The sequence below is a fragment of the Robertkochia solimangrovi genome, assembly GCF_007279655.1.
Lineage (GTDB): Bacteria > Bacteroidota > Bacteroidia > Flavobacteriales > Flavobacteriaceae > Robertkochia > Robertkochia solimangrovi.
In genome coordinates, this window is sequence record NZ_QKWN01000015.1 from 42,013 (window position 1) to 63,639 (window position 21,627).

Below are 21,627 nucleotides of genomic sequence, written 5' to 3' on the forward strand. Positions count from 1 at the left end.
AGAAATTAAATATACCAACAGGAGTTATTTATATACCATCCCGGTAGAAAAGCCGACCAATGTTTTTATCCATACAAAAAATGAGCCCGCGAGAGAAAACCTGTTGCCGGGAAGACCCAAAAAACCCTGAGCCTGCGAAGATCACTTTCACCACAGGTCACTCCAGCAGCATCGTGCGCCAGCACTATGATCGCGACGACACTCGACGCCGCCGAGGACAGGAGTCCCGAAGGTTATCGGGAGTCACTCCAACTTCGCAGAAGGCCGAAGGCAGGATCGTCACTTCCGGTGTGCAGCAGACCAAAAGTTTTAAAAGAAACCCAACAAATTTTTCCCTATTTTTAAACCCCTTTACTATTCCATTATCAATGACAGAGAAAACCCTATCGACCAAACCCCATTTTCAAATCCTTGACGCACTTCGGGGATTGGCAGCAATCACCGTAGTGATCTTTCACATATTGGAAGCCCATGCTAAAAATCATAATGAACAGATCGTCAACCATGGTTATCTCGCGGTTGATTTCTTTTTTGTGCTTTCAGGATTCGTTATCGGTTATGCCTATGATGATCGCTGGGGCAAAATGAGTTATAAGGATTTTTTCAAGCGTCGTTTGATTCGTCTGCACCCCATGGTCGTCATCGCTATGATCATCGGAGCCATATTCTATTATACACAGGCATCCGTTGTTTTTCCAGGTATCAGTGAGGTTCCCGTTTGGCAGCTTCTGCTAACGATGTTCGTCGGATTCACCTTGTTGCCAATCCCTCCATCCCTCGATATACGTGGCTGGGGAGAGATGCATCCGTTGAATGGTCCGGCATGGACACTCTTTTTTGAATATCTTGCAAATATTCTGTATGCTTTAATTCTGAGGAAACTTTCGAATAAGATCCTGGCAGTACTTTTGTTCGTCGCCGGAGCAGCACTGATCCATGTTGCCGTTTTCGGTCCGAGAGGTGACCTCATCGGAGGATGGTCTCTTGCCCCGGAACAATTCCTTATCGGTTTGACTCGATTGAGCTATCCTTTTCTTGCCGGACTTTTAGTGTTCCGACTGATAAAGCCTGGTAAAATGAAACAGGGATACCTGATCAGTAGCATGCTGTTACTGGCCATTCTTGCTTTCCCTCGTATTGGAGGAGAAGAAAATCTATGGCAGAACGGAATTTATGATTCCCTCAGTGTGATACTTCTATTTCCATTGATCGTATATATCGGTGCCAGCGGAAGTATCAAAAGCGAGCGCTCCGTAAAGTTCGCAAAAGTTCTTGGCGGACTTTCCTATCCATTATATATCACCCATTATCCCCTTATTTATTGGTATTTTGGATATGTCTATGATAACAAACTCACCTTAGCAGATGCCTGGCCGGTAGGACTTGGAGTCCTCATCGCTGCCATTACCATCGGGTGGTTGTGTCTTAAGCTATATGACGAACCAATACGCAAGCGTTTAAAACAGCGATTCTTATAGAACACTAAGGGCGGTTATAGACCTTCTGTTTACTTCGAAATAAGCTTAGAAACGATCTTCGCTTTTTCCGGTTCTTTATTTTCTATATATCGTTTCTTAAGTGCTGTCAAATCCGTTTCATCCCAATCGAGATCCTTATGTTCATTTTTCCAGGTTTCAACGGTTTCCGGAGAAAGTTGGCAGATCTCCTTTTCGAGAAGGTCCACTGCTTTCTGATCCGGAAAACTTAAACCTTTTCCCGACACATAAGCATCAATTGTCGTTCTGATCGCCTTCATATTTGCAGATTCATGCGTATTATTCAAAATGATGATCAGACTTTCATCATCGGTAAACCTTTTGATATAGGAATGATTTCCTGCCCAACTTCCGGTATGATAGACAATTTTGCCCAGATCTTCATCCTCCTGAACATGCCATCCAAAGCCATAATCAGAAAAATCATTTTCAGGCATATGAACCGTAAACGCAAGCTTGGAAGTTTCGGTATTGAGGATGGCTCCCTTATATAGGATACTATCCCATTTTATGAGATCTTCTACACTGGATGATAATCTTCCTGAGCCCAGTCTTCCGCTTAGGAAATGATAATATTCCTTGCCTTTCAGTAATTCAGGCTTGATATAAGTACATTGTATAGGATCCAGAAAATATCCAGGAGCGTAATTCTTAAGCTCCCAGATTGTATCACGATCATAGAATCCGGAATTCACCATGCCTGAGATTGCGAAAACTTCCTTTTCGAGATACTCATCAAGGGACTGCCCGGAGACAGATCTCACCACCTCCGCAAGTAAAACATAACCGGAGTTCGAATAATGATAGCGCGAACCTGGTTTTGAGATCAACGGGGGTTGCTCTTTCATGAAATATTGTAAAATATCACGGTTATCAGCAATTTTCGAGGTATCCCAATGCTCTTTAAAATAGTCTTCATAATCGGCAAGACCAGACGAATGATTCAACAACTGATAAACCTTTATTTCCTTATAAGGAAAATCATCCCCGAGATATTGACGCACATATTGTGAAATATCCAGCTTCCCTTCACTATAAAGTTTGAGTACAGCTGCTGCGGTGAACTGTTTAGAAACAGAGGCAATTTCCATTGCAGTGTTGGGTGTAAAGGGTGTACCCATTTCGAAGTTTGCGATACCGTATCCTTTTTTGAATATCAGTTTCCCTTGTTTCTTAATAGCAACCGCACCGTTAAACATTTTCTTTTCATGTAAAACACTAAAGAAACTATCCAGAACGGTATCGTTCTTAAAAGTGGTTTCGATCTTTCCTTTTACAACCTGCTGTTTACAACCAATGACTGATAGCACCGTCAACAGCAATAAACAGCGTATCATTTTGTAGGATTTATTCATTTTCAGATTTTGGTAATTTGATCCCAGTCAGGTTCTTTTAATCCAATTCCAGGAAGTTCATTGAGGTATACAGTTCCGTTCTTAACAGTATGGGCGGAGAAAGGATCATTGGTTACACCAAGGTTCCCATCAAGATCCAGCCAGTCCGCCAGCTGTCCGAGTTGCGCTAGAGCCCCTATTGCACAAGAGGTTTCTGCCATACACCCAAACATAACTTTGAGTCCCATCATTTTTGCGGTTTGTGCCATTTTATAGGCTTCTCTGAGACCGGTAGATTTCATCAGTTTGATGTTGATACCATGATAGAATTCCGACGCAGTTCTCACATCAGAAAATCGCTGTATTCCTTCGTCTCCTACAATGGGTAATGGAGAACGAGCCACGAGCCAGGACAGATCATCCAACTGTTCCGCAGGAAGCGGTTGTTCAATAAATTCAACATTTTCCTCTTTCAGCCACTCGATTTTCTCCAATGCGATTTCACCGGTCTTCCAACCCTGATTTGCATCGATATAAAGGGGCTGATCTGAATTTTCACGAACCACTCTGATGATTTCCTCATCATTATCATCTCCCAGTTTTATTTTCAAAAAGGGAAATTCTGCAGCTTCCTGAACCTTTTTTGCGATCATGTCAGGAGTATCAATACCAATGGTCTTACAAGTCTTCATAGGTACAGCGGACAACCCGAAATACGAACGAACAGGTAATCCCGTCATTTTTCCGATAAGATCATGCAAGGCAATATCGATGGCAGCCTTTACTGCAGGATTTCCCGGTGAAATACTATCGACATAGCCAAGGATTGATTCCAGGTCAAACGGATCCTTAAATCGGGAAAGATCAACCTTGCTGAGAAATTCAGCTGCGGTTTGATGAGATTCTCCGTAGCGGGGAGGCATTGATGCCTCCCCATAACCACAGATGTTATCAAATGAGATTCTTACCAGCATCAATGGAGTACTGGAGCGGGCATTTCCCGCGATTCGGAATACGTATTTATTCTGTAAGGTGTACGGACTATAAGATAATTTAAACATTAATATCCTGGGTTTTGTTCCATATTTGGGTTGGCGTTCATTTCGCTTAAAGGTATAGGAAGTATGAATTTTTCATTCGGATATATTGCATGGATTACATTTTCGCCCTGGACGATTTCTACATCCATTTTATTCCGATTGAGATCGAATAGGCGCTGCCCCTCGAAGGCAAACTCTTTTCGTCTTTCATCCAAAATTCTAATAAGAAGTGCTTCCCCGGTTTCTGTTACCTCAGCAGTTCCCGGCAAAGCTCTTTGGATAATCGTATTAACATCGGCTCGGGCTTCCTGTTCCTGATCTGTCTTCGCATAGGCTTCCGCTCTAATGAGATATTGCTCGGCAAGTCTGAGTATGCGTACATTATCATCATGAGAGGTTCCTTGTGGAAATTTACCCACGAACAATGCTTCTTCTTCAGCTCCGGTTTTAGATCCCGGAACCAGCGTACTCAATCTGATATCTCCCGATGCATAGCTATCAAAAAGGTCTGTTGTCGCCAAAGCATCGGCATAACCATCCGGGTCAAAATAATGTCCGAGTCCGTTGGTACCTGCATTGTCCGCTATTGTATTTACTATTTCAAAGATGGATTCTTCATTGTATTCCGAAGCCCAGATCGCAGCATAATCTTCATACCCTATCAGATCAAAATTTCCGCCATCGATCACTTCAGTTGCATATGAAATCGCCATCGCATAATCCTCCTTATACAAGGCAACTCTGGCTGCAAGAGCCTTTGCAGCACTCATTGAAAATCTGCCATCAGCCGTATTTGTACTCATATAGGATATCGCGAGTTGAAGATCACCTACGATCTGTTGATAAACTTCCGCTACGGAATTTCGTGCCGGACGGATCTCATCCTCATTCACCGTACTTATAACCGGGATTCCCGGATGGCTTGCATCATCTGTATAATTAAAAGGTTGAGCAAACAATCTCACCAGATCGAAATGAGCCAGTGCACGAATAGCGTAGGCTTCTCCCACAAGTTGATCGATCTGATTTTGTTGTGTGTCCGATATCGCTGTAAGCGACTCTCCCCCTGCGATCGCCCGGTTAGCATTAGCGACGACCACATACAATGCATTCCAGGTACCTTCTGCATAGGCATCTTCATCACTGACCACAAAATTATTATAATCGAGATATCTTCCGGTGTTCCTCGAACTCAGATAAAGGTTATCTGCCATCAGTTCAGGGATCACATACATACTTCTTCCATAATAGTCATTATTTTGCAGGGTACTGTATACACCGTTCATCGCAGTTTGCAACGTTTTGAGATCTGTAATGGCATTCTCTGCTGCTACATTCTGCTCGGGATCAATATCCAAAAAGTCGTTGCTACATGAAGTAACACAAAGTAAAGTTATAAAACTTATGAATGGTATTCTTATATTTCTAATCATGATGTTCTGCTTTTAAAATGAAAAATCCAATCCGAGTAAAAATTGCTTTGATATCGGTATTCTTAAGTCAGACTGACCATTGATCCCTACTTCGGGATCGAGTTCGATATCTTTGTCCTTTACCCAGGTGAGCATATTTGTTCCCTTCAGATACAACCGGATATTGGAAAACCCGATCTTATCTAAAATTGGTTGTGGTAGCGTATAGGCCAGCGTTACATCACGTAATCGTAAATAAGTACCGTCGTATAAAAATCGGGTAGAATGTTGACTGGAAAGTCCGGATTGGGTATTTCCATATACCATTTTCGGTACATCGGTTATATCACCGGGTTCCTGCCAACGGTTTTCATAGATGTTTCTGGTCATATTCCCACGGTCATTCAACTGGGCACTACCATCACTGTTCACATATCTTCCCCAGTAATCATATACTTTATTACCATAGTTCACATAAAGCATGAACGAGAGACTCAAACCTTTATAATTAAAAGTATTGGTAAGTCCGGCATAAAATTCCGGCAGAGCACTTCCCTGTTTATATGGATTTGCCTCACTGTAATCATTCGTTGTTTCAGCTTCGGTTTCATCGGTATACCACAAAGCATCCCCGTTTTCCGGATCCACACCGGCATAACCCGGCATATAGAATGTATAGAAATCATCTCCGATCTCACGTATATATTGATCTCCAATAATCGGCTCCTCATCTTTCAGCTTCGTGATCTCATTGCTATTAGTAGTAAAATTAACATCCGTGACCCAACTAAAACCTTCAGGGTTTTCAATGTTACGGGAACTCAAGGAGACCTCCCATCCTGAATTCTTCATTTCCCCGATATTCGACAGGTAACTGGTAATTCCATTGGTACCGGAGATCGGCACTTCGAAAAGAAGATCGGTTGTTGTGCGGGTATAGTATTCAAACGTACCACTAAGACGATTGAAAATATTAAAATCGATTCCTACGTTGAACGGTTTATTCTTTTCCCAGGTTAATTGTGGATTTGATTGCTGATCGTAGATATATCCGGGTTCTCCGTCGTAGTCGGCTCCGGTGGAATAAAGTCCGCGTGAAGCAAAATCACCTATCTCCTGATTTCCGTTAATCCCGTAGCTGGATCTGAATTTCAGCATTTTTACAAAATCCACATTCTCCATAAATGATTCTGAACTGATGTTCCAGGCAAACCCGACTGAACCGAAATTGGCATATCGTACATCGGAACCAAATCTCGACGAACCATCCCTTCTGGCGGTCACATTAAAGATATAGCGATTCATCAATGTATAATTTACATTGAAAAAGTATGATGCCAGTGATGATGCCGTCTTGAAACTCGAAGCCTCCCGGTAAACCGAGGCATTAGCCAGGCTAGTCAGTCCCGGTGCCCCATAATTACTGGCATAAGCAAAAACAGAACTCTGTTCGATTTTTTGTGCCTCCTGACCAAGAATAAAGTTCAAATGATGATCGTTATTGATGTTCCAGTTATACTTGAGCAGGTTCGTAATGTTATAGTTAATAACCTTATTATTGTAAGCCTGACCTCGTCCACCGTCATTCCTTCCTGCTCCGAAATAAGGATTATCATATTGAAATTCATCTGCAAGATTAAAATCTAAGTTTCCTTTTGTTTCAAAACTCAGGTTCTCAGTAATAGTATACGTCAATCCGAGATTCCCTAGAATTCCATATAATTTCGTTTCCCGAATATTCTCATTCACCAACCCGACCGGATTATAGGTTAAAAGAATATCTGTGTTGTAACTACCGTCTTCATTGTATACCGGTTCCCATGGAACTTCTCTGTACATAGCTCTTACCGGGTTATTGGCATTACCGGCATCATCATTGGTATGTAAAACCTGGTGATTTGCCGCAAGTCCGATATCAATACGTAATTTGTCGGTTGCCTGGTGACTGAAATTCACCTTAGCGTTCATTTTTTTATAATCGATCCCAATGATCACCCCTTTCTGATCGAAAAGTCCGAGTGATGAGTAAAAATTGGTCTTGTCACTTCCTCCACTGGCGCTGATGTTGTATTGCTTGTATTCACCTGTGCGTGTGATCACATCGGTCCAGTCTGTATCCACATTACGATCGATGCGGTTATAGATATAAGCTTCCGCTTCAGCCTGTGACTCCCCGTTATTGATGCGACTTTCGATCAGTAATTCTGAAAGTTCAGCGGTATTGAGCGGTTTATTTCTATCCGGGAGGATCATTTCACTCAGACCGTATTGCGTACTGGCTTCAAACCGGGTTTTTCCAGAGTTACCTCGCTTTGTGGTGATCAGGATCACACCATTGGCACCTCTGGAACCATAGATCGCAGTAGCAGAAGCATCTTTCAAAACCGTGATATTGGCAATATCTTTCGGATTTATTCCAGCAATAGTATTCGAACTTGTAGCGATCTGAGAAATATTCCCGGATACAACCGGAATTCCATCCACAACATAGAGTGGTTCAGATCCTGCGTTTATAGAACCGATCCCTCTAATTCGGATATCGGGTGCAGCTCCGGGTTGTCCGCTTTGGGTAGACATTTGAACTCCGGAAACATTTCCTTGCAAGGCATCCTGAAAGGAAGCCAAAGGAGTTTCTTCTATTTTCTTTACATCTACATTCACTGCAGATCCCGTATAAGAAGATTTACTTTGTTTATCATACGCTACAACGATCACTTCATCCAACTCATTGGTATCGGTTTGCATAGTTACATTCAACACCATACCTTCTGCATTCACGGTTCGGGTAATGCGTTGCATCCCGATATAACTAAATACCAGTATGTCACCAGCGGTAGCAGCAATAGTAAAATTACCGTCAAAATCGGTTTGAGTACCCTCTGAAGTACCTTGTATCATAACATTTACACCCGGTAAGGGTACTCCTTCTGAATCGAGAACCGTGCCGGTAACTGGACTCTGTATTCTTACATCGGTGATTACATCAATATTTTGCAGCGATTCACCGGATGAAAATGCCAGTCTTTCCCGCTCATCAGGAGAAAAAAGTACAATGTTCTTATTGATTATTTTAAATTGAAACGGTGTATTTTTCAGAACTGCATCCAAAACGTTCTGAATGCTTTCACTCGTTACAGATACTGAGATCAACGTTTGATCATCAACGAGCTTATTATTATAGAAAAAGGTGAAATCTGTTTGTTCTTCCAATGCGGTCAGAACCACTTTTAAGGGAGTATCTTTCTTATCTATATTGATAGTTTGTCCGTAAACTGCAACACTGGTCGCTGAAATTTTGGCTATGGTCAGCACCATTAATACGGAGTAGATCTTCATGATTCGCAAGGGTTTGAGTAAAGTACAATGCATACGTAATGCATGCCAGGCATGATTATGCTTTTTTTTCATAATTTTAAACGGTTTTAGTTTGTAAATGGATTAATTTCAAACAACTGCTAAAGCTTTAAAAGGGGAGTGTGGCCGCACTCCTCTTTCTCTTTATCAATTGCTGATAGACAATGTGATCAGTTTTTGGCTTTCATTATATTCATATTTTATAGGTGATGAGGCTTCAAGTACTTCAAGAACCTCTTTAATGGTGTTTTCTCTTTTGAATTTTCCGGAAAGCGTATACGACTCGATTTCCTGATCTTCAATGTTGAACGCTACATCATACCAGCGTTCAATATCTTTTAGGACTACTTTTATGGGCGTATTTTCAAAATCGAGCTCTCCTCTGCTCCAGGATGTTATAGGCCTGGTCTCAACGGTAGTTACAACCAGACTTTTGTGCTCCTTATGAAAGATTGCTTTTTCATGAGGTTTAAGTGTTGCAACCGGGAGTGTGGTGTTATTTTCATAAACCTCAACCTTTCCTGAGACAAGCGTGGTCTCTACGGTTTCATCGGTATCATAAGACCGTACATTGAATTTTGTCCCCAAAACTTTGACATCAATTCCATTAAGAGTCTTCACTATAAAGGGTCTGTCCTTATTCTCTGTAACTGAAAAAAAGGCCTCCCCTTCTAAAAAAACAATTCGGTTTTGGGTATTGAAATCATCAGCTACGGTCAATTTACTCTCTGAATTTAAGATCACTGTAGTACCATCAGGAAGTTCGACCTCCTTTTGCTGAGTGGTCTTTGCAATAAAGGCATCAGAATTTACAGGAGAGAAAATCGACTCGCTTCCGAAATACAGATAAGCTCCAGAAATTAATAATAGCAACAGTACAGCCGCAATGCGCAGGAAAGGAATACTTTTACGGGAAATTCGGGACTTGAATTTTCGGAATTCAAAACCGGAATCTGATAGCTTTAAGTCAGAAAAAGAAGCGATATATTCCGCTTTTATTTTATGATAATAGATCTTATTCTCCGGAGTTTCATTTATCCAGTGAATGATCTCACGTTGGCGCTGATCGTCGCATTGATTACGAATAAATGATAACAGGTCTGCTTTGGTCATGATCATCCTTATTTGAAATAGAACGATCCTTAAGAAGTTTTCCCCTACGCAGTACTGAAATTTTTATGAAATTCATAGAAACAAGGTCAGGTAATCCTGAAGTTCCTGACGTAAAAAGCGTAACGCTTTAGAAATTTGATTTTCTACAGTTTTTGGTGAGATATTCATTTCGGCAGCGATCTCATGGTACTTTAAACCTTCAAATCTACTCTTGATAAAAACTTCACGACAAGCATCAGGCAATCGGTTGATAAGGGAATTAACTTTTTTGTTAAGCTCGCTTTCGATGAACATCTGACTCGGATCATCCTGTAAAGAAGCTACATTTAACTTCAGTCGTTCCTTTTGAATCTCATCTCTGTACCTTGTCTTTACCTTTAAATGTTTAAAATAATCCAGACATTCATTCCTGGTCATTTTAAATAAATAAGCGTTCAGGTTCATATCAACCTTTAAGTCGGTGCGTTTTTTCCAGAGCTTAAAGAAAACATTCTGAATAATCTCCCTTGCCTCTTCTGCATCCTCAAGGTATGACCATGCGTAATGATGAAGTTTATCGAAATATAACTGGAATAATGTTTCATAAGCCTTGTGATCTCCTTGCTTCAACTGGTTTATGAAAAAAGAATTGTTTATTCCGTTATCGTTCAAATCCGGGGGCTTAAATAATTTTATTAGAAAAATTCAATTGTGAAAGGTAGCTAATTTATAAATTTACCGGAGAATTTCAGACGATTCCTATTCTTTTAACGTACAAGGGAAACAACTACAATTACCATTCGAAAAATTCGTATAATCGCAAAAGGTTGATCAGATCAGACGGGTAACGGTATTTCTCAGACAAGGAGAACAGCCCCCTATGAAATATACTTGTTATCTGATTTATTCATATATTCTATATTTACATCGTTAAACCAATTTCATCAACAGCACAGGCAAACATAGAACCATTGATGAAGCAACCTTTAAGGAATTGTTTCAAACACTTTATCCGCGACTTATGGGATACAGCATGCGATTTGTCAAAGATGAATACATCGCGGAAGAAGTGGTTGGCGATGTAATGTTTAAGCTTTGGAATGAACGAACTCGATTTGAATCGATCAAAGATATCAAACCTTACCTCTACCAAATGGTTCGTAATGCCAGTATCGACCACATACGGAAAAACCAGAAAATCCACAGCCTGGATCCTGATTTCGATACAGGAGATTCAGAAGATTTCGATTTCGATTTTCTTGAAGAAGAAGTTCATTCAGTGCTCATACAGGCGTTGCAGAACCTACCCGAAAAATGTCGAAGAGTTTTTGAGCACAGTTGCCTGGAAGGAATGAAATACAAAGAGATTGCTGAATTGATGGAAATCAGTGTGAATACGGTTAAATCACAACGTACAAGAGCTATTGAACTACTACAAAATCAACTGAGGAATCACCCATTGATCGTATTGATTCTCGCTTTTTTATAATCTTTTCAATTTTTTTTCCACCCATTAGACCCTTTTTTAAGTGGTATAGATATAACACTTTTTTAAAGTCCGGTTAACGACCAGGAAAATTTCCTTACTATGAACAATTTTCAGGAAGAAGAAAGAATAGCAGCACTGATACGTGCGTATATGGCAAAGAACATTTCTGAAGCCGAACAGAACGTCCTGAATGAATGGTTACGGGACCAGAATAACGCACGAAAGTTTATGACCATTACCAATCATGATAACTTGTTGCAAAAGGAAGAATTCTATCGTAATCTCAATACGGAGCGGGCCTTTGAAAAATTACAGTTACGGATTGCGAATGATCAGAAAACGATACGTTATACTATAAGTCCCTGGATAAAATACGCTGCTGTGATTACGCTGTTAATTGGAATATCAGGACTTTGGTTTTTTCTGAACACCTCAAAAACTGATAATCAGCTCGTGGTATTGCCTAAACCAGGAGAACAAAAGGCAGTTCTGATCTTAGGTAATGGCTCCCGTTTAACCCTCGATAAGAACAGTGATCAAATCATCCGAAAAGACAGTTCGGTGATCAATACTAACAATATCCTGGTCTATAATACTCAGAATACAGAAGCACCTAATAATGAACTCAACACGCTTATTGTTCCTATTGGAGGAATGTATTCACTAACCCTTTCTGACGGAACGCGTGTTTGGATGAATTCCGAATCGGAACTCACCTATCCTGTAAAATTCAACGCTAATGAGCGAAGTGTGAGGTTAAAAGGTGAAGGTTACTTCGAAGTGACACACAATGCCGAAAAACCATTTCGGGTAATTACCGAATCTGGCAATATCACGGTTTTAGGAACCGAATTCAATGTTAGTGCTTACGAAGAAGACATCGAATTTGCCACCACGCTGATCAATGGAAAAGTAGCATTAGACCATCTTAAGGGGAGAATGCTCCAGGATTCAGCAACTGTGGTACTTGCTCCCGGAGAAAGAGCCGTTTTCAACCGTTCATTTGGTCAAAACATATCGATCAATACGGTCGATACAGAACTATACACGGCATGGAAAGATGGCAAGTTCTATTTCAAAAATGAAAACCTAAATACCATTCTGACGAAGGTGGCCCGATGGTATGACGTAACGGTGACATTTACAGACCCATCCTTGAAAAAAATCACCTTTACGGGAGCGGTATTAAAGGACCAACCCCTTGATTACTTAATGGAGCTAATCAGTCAATCATCTAACATTAACTATACAATCAACAAAAACCAACACCATTATGAAGTGACCATTTTAAAAAAGTAAACCGGAAAATGCTGCAACACTTTCCGGTCGATGTTCAGTTGTCGAATTAAAGCGAATTAATTAACAAACCCAACACCTAAAAGTATGAAAAAAAAATTATCCACAACCTGTTGTGGTGTCAGTGCCAACTATGCTGATAAATTACTGGAACTTATGAGGAAGTCATTGATCCTGTTTATCTTATTCACCAACATTGCCGTATTTGCTTTCTCTCAGAAAGTAACTATAAAAGTTAAAAATCAACCTATTTCGGAAATTTTGCGTTCTATATCGCAAAAAACCGGTGTTGATTTCTTCTATAGTGATATGCTATTCAATGCCGGTAAACAGGCTACATTGAATGTGAAAGATATCGATATTCTCACCCTGACCAATGAATTGATCGGAATTCATTACCGCGCAAAATTTGCCGGAGCTAAAATGATCGTGATCGTTCCTGCAGAAGATCAGAATGTATATTCTGCGTTCGGAGAAAATCAACAAGAACTCATTGTGAACGGTAGAATTACCGATAGTTATAACGTACCCCTGATCGGTGTTACCGTATGGAGAAAAGGTACAAGAAAAGGTACTGCCACTGATGAAAACGGGAACTACCGTATACAGGCGGCGATTGGCGACACCTTGGTTTATAATTATCTCGGCTATAAGCAACAATTCTTTGAGGTAACCAAAGATCCGGTGATCGATGTAACCATGGAGGAAGATATCAGTGAATTGAATGCCGTAACCGTTGTCTCTACAGGATATCAGAAGATCTCCCGGGAACGTGCTACGGGATCCTTTTCCGTAATCAGCAGCGAAGAATTAGAAAAGGTACCTACCAATAATGTGATCAACCGACTTGAAGGACAGGTTGCCGGACTTCAGGTAGAGCTATATGATTCAGACAACACCTTCGTTTATGGAAACCTTATGGGAGAGACCGAAGGTAATACCAGTTATAATTTCCGTATCAGAGGCCAATCGACCTATCAGGCGGAAGATATGCCGCTGATCGTGGTTGACGGTGTACCTACAGAATTGGATATCCGGACACTTAATCCGGATGATATTGAAAACATAACCTTCTTAAAAGATGCTGCTTCGGCCTCCATCTACGGTGCCCGCGCTGCTAACGGAGTCATCGTTATCGATACCAAAAAAGGTCAGGCAGGTAAAGTTCGCATCAATTTTTCCCAGAACTATACCTTCTCAAACAAACCCTCTTTAAGTTCTTTGCCCTTGATGAATTCGTCACAAGTATTGGATATGGAGTCTGAACTTATCGAAAAAGGATTTGTAACTGATCCAGCCATGGCGACCAGTTTGTATTCCTCCTATCCTATCAGTCAGGGAATGGAAACGATGTTCCAGTATCGACGAGGAAATATATCTCAGGCTGAAATGAATGCTCAACTCGAGCTTCTCAGAGGTAGGAATAACTATGATCAGATCACTAAATACCTGATCCAGCCAGCCTCGTCAGCAAACTACAATCTTTCTATAAGTGGTGGACAGGATGATTACACCTATTTTACCTCTGCTTCCTATTCTGAAGAAAAAACACAGGCGAAAGGAACCGAAGGCAAAAGATTAACACTTACTCTGAATCAGAATTTCAAGCTGTTCAATTTTGTAGATTTCAATACGAGTTTAAAAGGTTCCTTCTTCGATTATAAACAGAACGGACTCGGATTATCCCCAATCGCAGCTTCCCTCACCTCCTATTTACCCTACGATCAGATGGTGGATGAAAATGGTAATTCCGTAAACTATTACAGAAACTTCTATAGTGAAGATATCAGGGAATTTGAAAATGCCGGATACCTTCCGTGGCAATATAACTATATCGATGAATTGAACAATAGCGATAACACCAACAAAAATCAGAACTATTCTGCGAATATTCAGATGACGGTTCCCTTGTTCAAAGGACTCGATGCTATAGGTACCTATTATATTGAAAGAGCCTATGTATATAATGACCTTATGTATAATGAGAACACCTATTTTACGAGGAACTCGATAAATATGGCCACGTATCTCGACCCGGTTACCGGAACGATCACCAGAAACATTCCGGAAGGTGGTATTTATTCTAAGAATCGCTATATAACCAGCAGTTATACAGCCAGAGGTCAGTTAAGATACAGTAGGAATTTCAATGAAAAACACAATGTTGATGCGATCGGAGGTATCGAAGTACGTCAAACTCGTGAGATCAATGAATCCGGAAAACTATACGGCTATAACCCCGTTACCCAAACTTCCATCGATCTGCCTTCGACGACCTATATGAATATCTATGGTTATAATACGAACACCTCATATGGAAATTCGTATAAAAACCAACGGAAAAGATTTCTTTCGTATTACGGAAATGCTTCTTACTCCTATCTAAATAAATATGTATTGTCAGGAAGTATACGTCTGGATGATTATAACAATTTCGGACTCGATAAGAAATACCGCAGAACTCCTTTATGGTCTACCGGGTTTAAATGGAATATCACACGAGAATCTTTTATGGAGAATGTGAATTTCCTAAACAATCTGAGTTTCCGTACCTCCTTTGGTTATAATGGAAACATCAGTCTGACCACCTACCCTTTTACCAATATTTCCCTGGTTGATTCCGATTATTTCACCGGTGATCCGTATGCGAGTATCAGCGCTGCTGCCAATCCTGCGCTTCGCTGGGAAAAAACCGGAGTATTGAATTTCGGACTTGACTTCAGTATGTTCAATAGCAGGTTAAACGGGACTGTAGAATATTACAGAAAAAACAGTGAAGATCTTTTACAGGATTTCCCAGTCTCGCAATTCTATGGATTGCCGAATAATACGTTGACCAGAAACACTTCTACTTTGGAAGGTCGAGGGGTGGATCTAACCCTGAATGGTATAGTTCTAAAATCGAATGATTTCAGTTTGAACACCGGTTTGGTACTTTCCTATAATAAGAATGAAGTAACCGATACTCGATATGAAAGCTACTCGAACTATCTGAACGGTACAGGATCTACTCCTCCGATCATCGGGTATGGACTTAACAGTATTTTCGCCTTCCGGTCGGCGGGTCTTGATGAAAATGGTAATATGCAGGTTTATAACAAAGATGGAGACATCGTTGATAACTATACCCTGCTAACCGATATCGAGGATATGGAGTATATGGGGACACGTACCCCGAAATATTACGGAAGTCTCAACACCACTATCAATTACAAAAAATGGTCGCTTTATGCCCTGGCCACATTTAAATTCGATTATGTTCTGTTCAAACCGGCATATTCAAATTATATTTCCAGATATGGAACCTTCAATCAATATGACCTGTCTGCTGAGATCGATGACCGATGGAGAGTGGCTGGAGATGAAGCGAATACCAATGTCCCGGCGATGTCTGGAATGTATGGTTATGGATATAGCAGATATATCTTCAGCAATGACAGAATCATTGACGGTGACCATATCAGATTAAGAGAGATCTCCCTCTCCTACGACCTCACCGAATACATGAAAAACACCTTTATCAATAATGCTTCGCTGACCTTTGCCGCTAGGAACCTCGGGTTGATCTGGGCTAAGAATGACGAAGGTATTGATCCAGATTTCCTTCCCTATACCGCTGGAAACCTGATCAAATTACCACCAACAGCAATGTATTCAATCGGAATCAATGTTAACTTTTAATTATCAGAGATGAAAAATATAATCAGATCCTTATATATAATAATTACCACGCTATCCCTGGTCGGTTGTGATAATTATGTTGAAATACCCACCGAAGGTAAATTAGTACCCGAAGAAACGGAGAACTTCAGATACCTGTTAAACAATGTTTATGTATTGGACCGATCGTATGCTTCTGTTGATCTGGCATCCGATGATATTGTGATCCGGGATGACCATGCAAACTATTTCGACCAGTATTACGGCACCTCAGATTATTACAGACCTTATAAACAAACCTATAAATGGGCAGATTCCATTCAATATACGAATGAAGAAGATTACAGTCTAAATGTTATGTACACGGCCTTGTACTATGCAAATGTGGTCATTGATGAGGTGATGGACAGTAAGAATGGGACAGAAGCAGAAAAACTGGCTTTAAAAGGAGAGGCTCAGGTTCACAGAGCTTTTATTTTCCTTACCATGGTGAACATTTTCGGTAAGGCTTATGACTCCAATACTTCTGCCAATGATCCGGGGATACCGATGTTCACGACACCAACTGTTGAAGAGGAGATTACCCGTGCAACCGTTCAGGAAGTGTATGATCAGGTGATCAGTGATCTTACAGAAGCAACGCAGTCCGGATTAAATCCGATCAATTCCGGAACGGATGTGGTTTATCCTTCAGAAGCATCAGCCTATGCCCTGCTTTCGAGAGCCTACCTTTACATGGGAAAATATCAGGAAGCACTGGATGCGGCAGAAAGAACACTGGCTATTCAGGACGGGCTTCTTTCTCTTGAAGACTATACTTCTGTAGCAGACTATGGTTTTCCGAGAAGGGATACCGATCCGGAAATCATTCTTTCAAAAATGAGCGGAACGACTTATCAATATTCACCGACCCTGCTTTCCTTAAGCGATGAGCTTTTAAATTCCTTTGAAGCCTCTGATCTCCGATACCAGCTATTCACCAGACCAATAAGTGATGTAACCTGGGGTAGTTTTACGGAAGGTCGGGCATATTGCCATGAAACTTTGACCGGAGAGGCTAGAAATGCAGGTCCTACCGTTCCTGAGGTATTACTGATCAAAGCAGAATGTCTGGCAAGAACCGGTGATATATCCGGTGCAATGGCAACGATCAATACCTTGCGTCAAAAACGTTTCACCGCCGAAGATTTCACGGCATTAACCGCTGAAAATGAAGAAGAGGCGTTGATAAAAGTACTGGAAGAACGCAGAAGAGAATTGATGTGCCGTGCTGGTTTCAGATGGTTCGATCTAAAACGTCTGAATAAAGATCCCCGATTTGCAAAAACCATTACGCATTCCTGGTTGGAGGAAACATATACGCTGGAGCCCGGAGCAGACCGATATCAATTTCCATTTGCTTCGATTCTATTCACCTATGCCCCTGACCTGGAGCAAAATCCTTAAACATTTATAATCAAGTCCACCTGAACCCTATCAGGTGGACTTAAAATACACTCCCTCATGAAAAACAGATTAATAATTTTAATCAGTCTGATATTACTATGTCTGGCTGTTAATGCACAGGAAAATATCTTTAAGGTAACACCCAAATTTCCAAATCCCGGGGATAGGGTGAAAATCACTTATAATACATCCAATACTCCCCTGAAAGAAAGTAAAGTTATCTCTGGGAAAGTGTACATATTTGATAACAATCATTGGATAGCAGACGATCTGAAACTCACCAATACGCAAGGTAATACTTGGGAAGCTACTATCACCCTTCCTGAACACACCGGATTGATCACTTGTACTTTTGAGAATGATTCGATCATCGACAAAGGAGGTAATATGACATACAGCTGGATGCTGGATAAAACTCCCTTAAGCAGATTTGCCTGGGGTTTATTGAGAAGTCCGGATTTTCAGGATGAAACTCCTGCCATTGTAGATAGCACTGCCATGATCGAAAGAGAGGTAACCATGATGTGGATCAATAATGAAATGAAATTTCATCCGGAAAGCAGACTAAATATATTCTATGAAGGATTGAAACTCAGACAGATCATGCATGGAGGCAATATCGATGACAGGATCAAGGAGGAGATTGCCTTTCTGATGGAGCAGGACCTGAACGTATTCCAACAATGGAAACTACAACAAACCATTGAGTTGTTAGCAAATACTGATCAATCCTATAAAGACTCTCTTGAAACCGTTATTGTAGCCAAATATCCGAAAGGCGTATTAAGCAGAGACCAGACCATCTGGAAACTTTTCAGAACTGCCGATGCTAAAGAACGAAAAAAAGGGTATTCCAAATTCATCAAGGATTTTCCTAAGTCAAAGTTCAATGGAATTATGACCGGTATGGAACGAAATTATCTCGCCAAGATCATTAAGGCTATCTCATATCAGGATATCGTAGACACTGGCAGTTATGACTTTATCTTCGATACTATTGAAAAGTCTGATATTTATAACCTAATAGACTACAGCTGGCATCTTGTATCTATTCCTTATACACGGGAGACCATGCCTATAGATAGCTTGAAAATGTTCGGAGACAGGATAGTACCTGAGATTACAAAAAATGAATTGATCGTTCCAAAATTCTATCAGGGAAAGCTTACGCCTTCGGAATGGCAAAAACAACTGATAGGGGAAGCTAAAGGTGAATATCTGACCTATGCTCGCATCCTCGAGCAAACGAAAGATTATGACCGGTCTCAAAAATATCTGGAAAAAATAAAACCATTTCTGGGTTACTCAAATGCCGATTTCAACGCTGCATATACAAGAATGCTTTTGAGAAACGGAAACAAGGAGCAAGCCACTTCCTATATTTCTGAATCTTTAAAATCAAATGCAGTTACACCGGAAATGTTCGAAACTTTAAAACAACTCTATATTCAAAACGGAGGAGATCCACAAAATTTTGAAAATTACCTGAATTCATTAAGATCGAAAGAGAATGAGGATGAACATCGTCGTGAACTTTTGAGCTCACTGATCGATGAACCTATTGAGAGTTTCACTCTTGAAAGTAATAAAGAGCATAAAGTAACACTATCAGAACAGAAAGGCAGCATTGTGGTACTCGATTTCTGGGCAACCTGGTGTGCCCCATGTAAAAGAGCGATGCCTGGAATGCAAATGGTATCCAATGTGTATGCAAAAGATGATAAAGTAAAATTTTATTTTGTTGATACACAGGAAACTTCTAAGACCTACCGGGAGAATATTCAAGCTTTTCTGAAAGAGAAGGGTTATGATTTCCATGTCCTTTATGATGCCATAAATCCGGAAACCGGAAAAATGGATGATACCTATCATAAATATTCTAAAGCCTTCAGTTTCTCTGGAATCCCACAGAAAATGATCATCGATCAAAATGGAAGACTTCGATGGAGATCTACCGGTTATAATGGAAGTCCAAGTGAACTGGCAGATGAGATCGCTATCATCATCGAATATCTTAAAAGTGAATAATTGATAAAAAGACAATGAAGAGAAATATAATGCAGCACCTTTTGCAGCTAATTATTTTCCTGATGATCAATATTTCAGGAGCTCAGGTAGTGCGCCAGGGACAATTCCTTTCGCAAAGAATTGTTCTGGAAGGGAAAATGGATCTGTCTGCCAATGACACGCTACAATTGAGTTTGCCGGACTATGGCTACAATAATGTTTCTATGCCGGTGATCATTAAGGAAGATAGTATTATTGCAACCAATGCGCAATTCGGCTTTAGCTTAAAAGCGAAGATGGAAAACGATAGTCAGTGGAATTGTAATTTTTCTTTACCAAATACTAAGGAATATGAGGTTGCACTTCATATTGTTGATTCAGTACTTCCTCTTACTTTTCCACAACATCCTACTCCTCCGTTTCCCTATGAAGTGACCCGGATAAATTTTACAGGAAAAAAAACCGGAATATCTTACGGAGGTACGCTAACCACTCCAAAGGATAAAGAACATTATCCGGTTGCGATTCTAATTTCAGGAACCGGTAAACAAGATCGGGATTATGTCTATGCCGGACATCAATTCTTTACTGTTCTGGCTGATGCACTGGCGCGTAAGGGTATTGCATCTTTACGTGTCGATGATCGCGGAATTGGTGAAACCGGAGGTGATTTTGAAAAGGCAACCACCGCTGATTTTGCAGATGATGCCGAAGAAGCACTCGAATACCTTATTGACAATAAATCGGCGAGTCCGGAGATGACCGGACTTATCGGTCATAGTGAAGGAGGTATAATCTCAACGATCGTAGCTTCCCGTAACCCACATGTAAATTTCATGATCAGTCTATCTGGAGTAGGTGTCAGCGGGATGAAGATACTTGAATTACAGAACAAGGCGATCCTTAATGCACAGGGAATAGATTCTTTAGTGGTTAGTGACTATATGGAATTATTCAACGAATTATTTTCAACAGTCTATAAAAATTCAGACCCAGATTCTTTAGAAACTGAAATAAAAAACAGTCTACAAGGATGGATGGCACTAAAGGATGAAGAGACTTTAAAACAATTACAATTAGTAGATGGAAGAGATGAAAATTTCCTGTATCGCTATAATCGACAGGCAAATTCACCCTGGTACCGATATATGATCCGCTATGAACCTGAACCTTATATGGCGAAAATCAATATTCCTGTATTAGCAGTAAATGGTGATCGGGATATCATGGTACCCGCAAAGGAAAACCTGGAGGGATTCAGTAGCGGTATCAAGGGAAATAATTTAACGACAGTTACCTATCAGGGCCTGAATCATTTCTATCAGCATTGTGTAAGCTGTACCAACCGCGAAATGGGAGAATTACAAGAAGTATTCGCCCCAGAAGTGTTAGCAGCCATCAGTAAATGGATCAATCAACAGTTCAAAGAGCAATAATTTTTGAATGTTTGATTTAGTTAGCTGGATTTTTATCCGAAAAGCTGTCAGAAATGGCAGCTTTTTTTATTGGTATCCTGAAGAATCAAGCCTCAGCTTCCGCAAATGCCGCAATAGCCTGCTCCCGGTGTTCAAGACCCCACTGTACCAGTGTATCTATGATATGCTTTAACTTCTTACCGGAATCGGTGAGTTCATATTCCACAAGAACCGGTGTCGAGTCATAAACCTTTCGAACCACTACCCCATTCATCTCCAGCTCTTTCAATTCTTTTGATAACATTCTAGGTGTTATCCCCACAATCATTCGCTGAATATCAGAAAATCGCTTTTTCTCAAACAATAGGGTTGTTACAATCGCCAGTTTCCATTTTCCGGTGATAACATTCAATGTGTCCTTTAAGGCCAGAACATATTCATTGGGGCAGCTAATGCCATTGAAATATGAGTTTTCCATACAGTTTCCGATTAAGTATCCTTTTGTATAGCAGTATACAAAAGGATACTGCTATATTTTATATAGCAAATATAGGTAATTTTGTATTTATAAAACTAAAAAATGATA

At 40.5% G+C, this 21,627-nt stretch carries 14 protein-coding genes; 7 read left to right on the forward strand and 7 right to left on the reverse strand.

Features of this window, described 5'->3' with window-relative positions:
• The first annotated feature begins 80 nt into the window (after window positions 1-80).
• On the forward strand, window positions 81-1,478 hold the full coding sequence (locus DMZ48_RS17670; RefSeq protein WP_338420317.1) for an acyltransferase family protein: 1,398 nt from the start codon (window positions 81-83) through the stop codon (window positions 1,476-1,478).
• 29 nt (window positions 1,479-1,507) lie between these two features.
• Here DMZ48_RS17670 and DMZ48_RS17675 read toward each other — a convergent pair whose 3' ends face one another.
• From DMZ48_RS17675 to DMZ48_RS17700, 6 genes are all read right to left on the reverse strand, one after another.
• A complete protein-coding gene (locus DMZ48_RS17675) occupies window positions 1,508-2,851 on the reverse strand; it encodes a serine hydrolase domain-containing protein (protein ID WP_143956500.1) in 1,344 nt (447 codons plus the stop codon).
• Between the two features lie 2 nt (window positions 2,852-2,853).
• Complete coding sequence (locus tag DMZ48_RS17680) at window positions 2,854-3,891, reverse strand: dipeptide epimerase (RefSeq protein WP_143956501.1); 1,038 nt, start codon at window positions 3,889-3,891, stop codon at window positions 2,854-2,856.
• Complete coding sequence (locus DMZ48_RS17685; RefSeq protein WP_143956502.1) at window positions 3,891-5,303, reverse strand: RagB/SusD family nutrient uptake outer membrane protein; 1,413 nt, start codon at window positions 5,301-5,303, stop codon at window positions 3,891-3,893. Before DMZ48_RS17685 ends, DMZ48_RS17680 begins: the two co-directional genes overlap by 1 nt.
• 12 nt (window positions 5,304-5,315) lie before the next feature.
• On the reverse strand, window positions 5,316-8,690 hold the full coding sequence (locus tag DMZ48_RS17690) for a TonB-dependent receptor (RefSeq protein WP_143956503.1): 3,375 nt from the start codon (window positions 8,688-8,690) through the stop codon (window positions 5,316-5,318).
• A 93-nt stretch (window positions 8,691-8,783) separates the two neighbouring features.
• Window positions 8,784-9,749 (reverse strand): FecR family protein, encoded by a 966-nt coding sequence (locus DMZ48_RS17695; protein WP_162558756.1) that lies wholly within the window; start codon window positions 9,747-9,749, stop codon window positions 8,784-8,786.
• Window positions 9,750-9,821: 72 nt separating this feature from the next.
• Entirely contained in the window at window positions 9,822-10,358 is a 537-nt protein-coding gene (locus tag DMZ48_RS17700; RefSeq protein WP_162558757.1) for an RNA polymerase sigma-70 factor, read from the reverse strand.
• Between the two features lie 364 nt (window positions 10,359-10,722).
• On the opposite strand from DMZ48_RS17700, the gene DMZ48_RS17705 reads away from it, so the two are divergent.
• From DMZ48_RS17705 to DMZ48_RS17730, 6 genes are all read left to right on the forward strand, one after another.
• Complete coding sequence (locus DMZ48_RS17705) at window positions 10,723-11,217, forward strand: RNA polymerase sigma-70 factor (RefSeq protein WP_143956506.1); 495 nt, start codon at window positions 10,723-10,725, stop codon at window positions 11,215-11,217.
• Between the two features lie 99 nt (window positions 11,218-11,316).
• Window positions 11,317-12,516, forward strand: a complete 1,200-nt coding sequence (locus DMZ48_RS17710; protein WP_143956507.1) for a FecR family protein — start codon at window positions 11,317-11,319, stop codon at window positions 12,514-12,516.
• Between the two features lie 84 nt (window positions 12,517-12,600).
• Window positions 12,601-16,194 (forward strand): SusC/RagA family TonB-linked outer membrane protein, encoded by a 3,594-nt coding sequence (locus DMZ48_RS17715; protein ID WP_143956508.1) that lies wholly within the window; start codon window positions 12,601-12,603, stop codon window positions 16,192-16,194.
• Window positions 16,195-16,203: 9 nt separating this feature from the next.
• Window positions 16,204-17,619, forward strand: coding sequence for a RagB/SusD family nutrient uptake outer membrane protein (locus tag DMZ48_RS17720; RefSeq protein WP_143956509.1), 1,416 nt, complete (start codon window positions 16,204-16,206; stop codon window positions 17,617-17,619).
• 57 nt (window positions 17,620-17,676) lie between these two features.
• Window positions 17,677-19,647 (forward strand): TlpA disulfide reductase family protein, encoded by a 1,971-nt coding sequence (locus DMZ48_RS17725; protein ID WP_143956510.1) that lies wholly within the window; start codon window positions 17,677-17,679, stop codon window positions 19,645-19,647.
• A gap of 14 nt (window positions 19,648-19,661) precedes the next feature.
• Entirely contained in the window at window positions 19,662-21,062 is a 1,401-nt protein-coding gene (locus DMZ48_RS17730; RefSeq protein WP_143956511.1) for an alpha/beta hydrolase family protein, read from the forward strand.
• Between the two features lie 85 nt (window positions 21,063-21,147).
• On the opposite strand, the gene DMZ48_RS17735 is transcribed toward DMZ48_RS17730, so the two are convergent.
• The gene (locus DMZ48_RS17735; RefSeq protein WP_143956512.1) at window positions 21,148-21,519 is read right to left on the reverse strand and encodes a winged helix-turn-helix transcriptional regulator; all 372 of its coding nucleotides are present in this window, start codon (window positions 21,517-21,519) and stop codon (window positions 21,148-21,150) included.
• Window positions 21,520-21,627 lie beyond the last annotated feature (108 nt).

Excerpts from the sequence above, each read along its gene's own strand:
- DMZ48_RS17735 (WP_143956512.1), bottom strand. The coding sequence starts at position 21,519 with ATGGAAAACTCATATTTCAATGGCATTAGCTGCCCCAATGAATATGTT.
- DMZ48_RS17690 (WP_143956503.1), bottom strand. The coding sequence starts at position 8,690 with ATGAAAAAAAAGCATAATCATGCCTGGCATGCATTACGTATGCATTGT.
- DMZ48_RS17720 (WP_143956509.1), top strand. The coding sequence starts at position 16,204 with ATGAAAAATATAATCAGATCCTTATATATAATAATTACCACGCTATCC.
- DMZ48_RS17680 (WP_143956501.1), bottom strand. The coding sequence starts at position 3,891 with ATGTTTAAATTATCTTATAGTCCGTACACCTTACAGAATAAATACGTA.
- DMZ48_RS17695 (WP_162558756.1), bottom strand. The coding sequence starts at position 9,749 with ATGACCAAAGCAGACCTGTTATCATTTATTCGTAATCAATGCGACGAT.
- DMZ48_RS17710 (WP_143956507.1), top strand. The coding sequence starts at position 11,317 with ATGAACAATTTTCAGGAAGAAGAAAGAATAGCAGCACTGATACGTGCG.
- DMZ48_RS17675 (WP_143956500.1), bottom strand. The coding sequence starts at position 2,851 with ATGAATAAATCCTACAAAATGATACGCTGTTTATTGCTGTTGACGGTG.
- DMZ48_RS17715 (WP_143956508.1), top strand. The coding sequence starts at position 12,601 with ATGAAAAAAAAATTATCCACAACCTGTTGTGGTGTCAGTGCCAACTAT.
- DMZ48_RS17725 (WP_143956510.1), top strand. The coding sequence starts at position 17,677 with ATGAAAAACAGATTAATAATTTTAATCAGTCTGATATTACTATGTCTG.
- DMZ48_RS17730 (WP_143956511.1), top strand. The coding sequence starts at position 19,662 with ATGAAGAGAAATATAATGCAGCACCTTTTGCAGCTAATTATTTTCCTG.
- DMZ48_RS17685 (WP_143956502.1), bottom strand. The coding sequence starts at position 5,303 with ATGATTAGAAATATAAGAATACCATTCATAAGTTTTATAACTTTACTT.
- DMZ48_RS17670 (WP_338420317.1), top strand. The coding sequence starts at position 81 with ATGAGCCCGCGAGAGAAAACCTGTTGCCGGGAAGACCCAAAAAACCCT.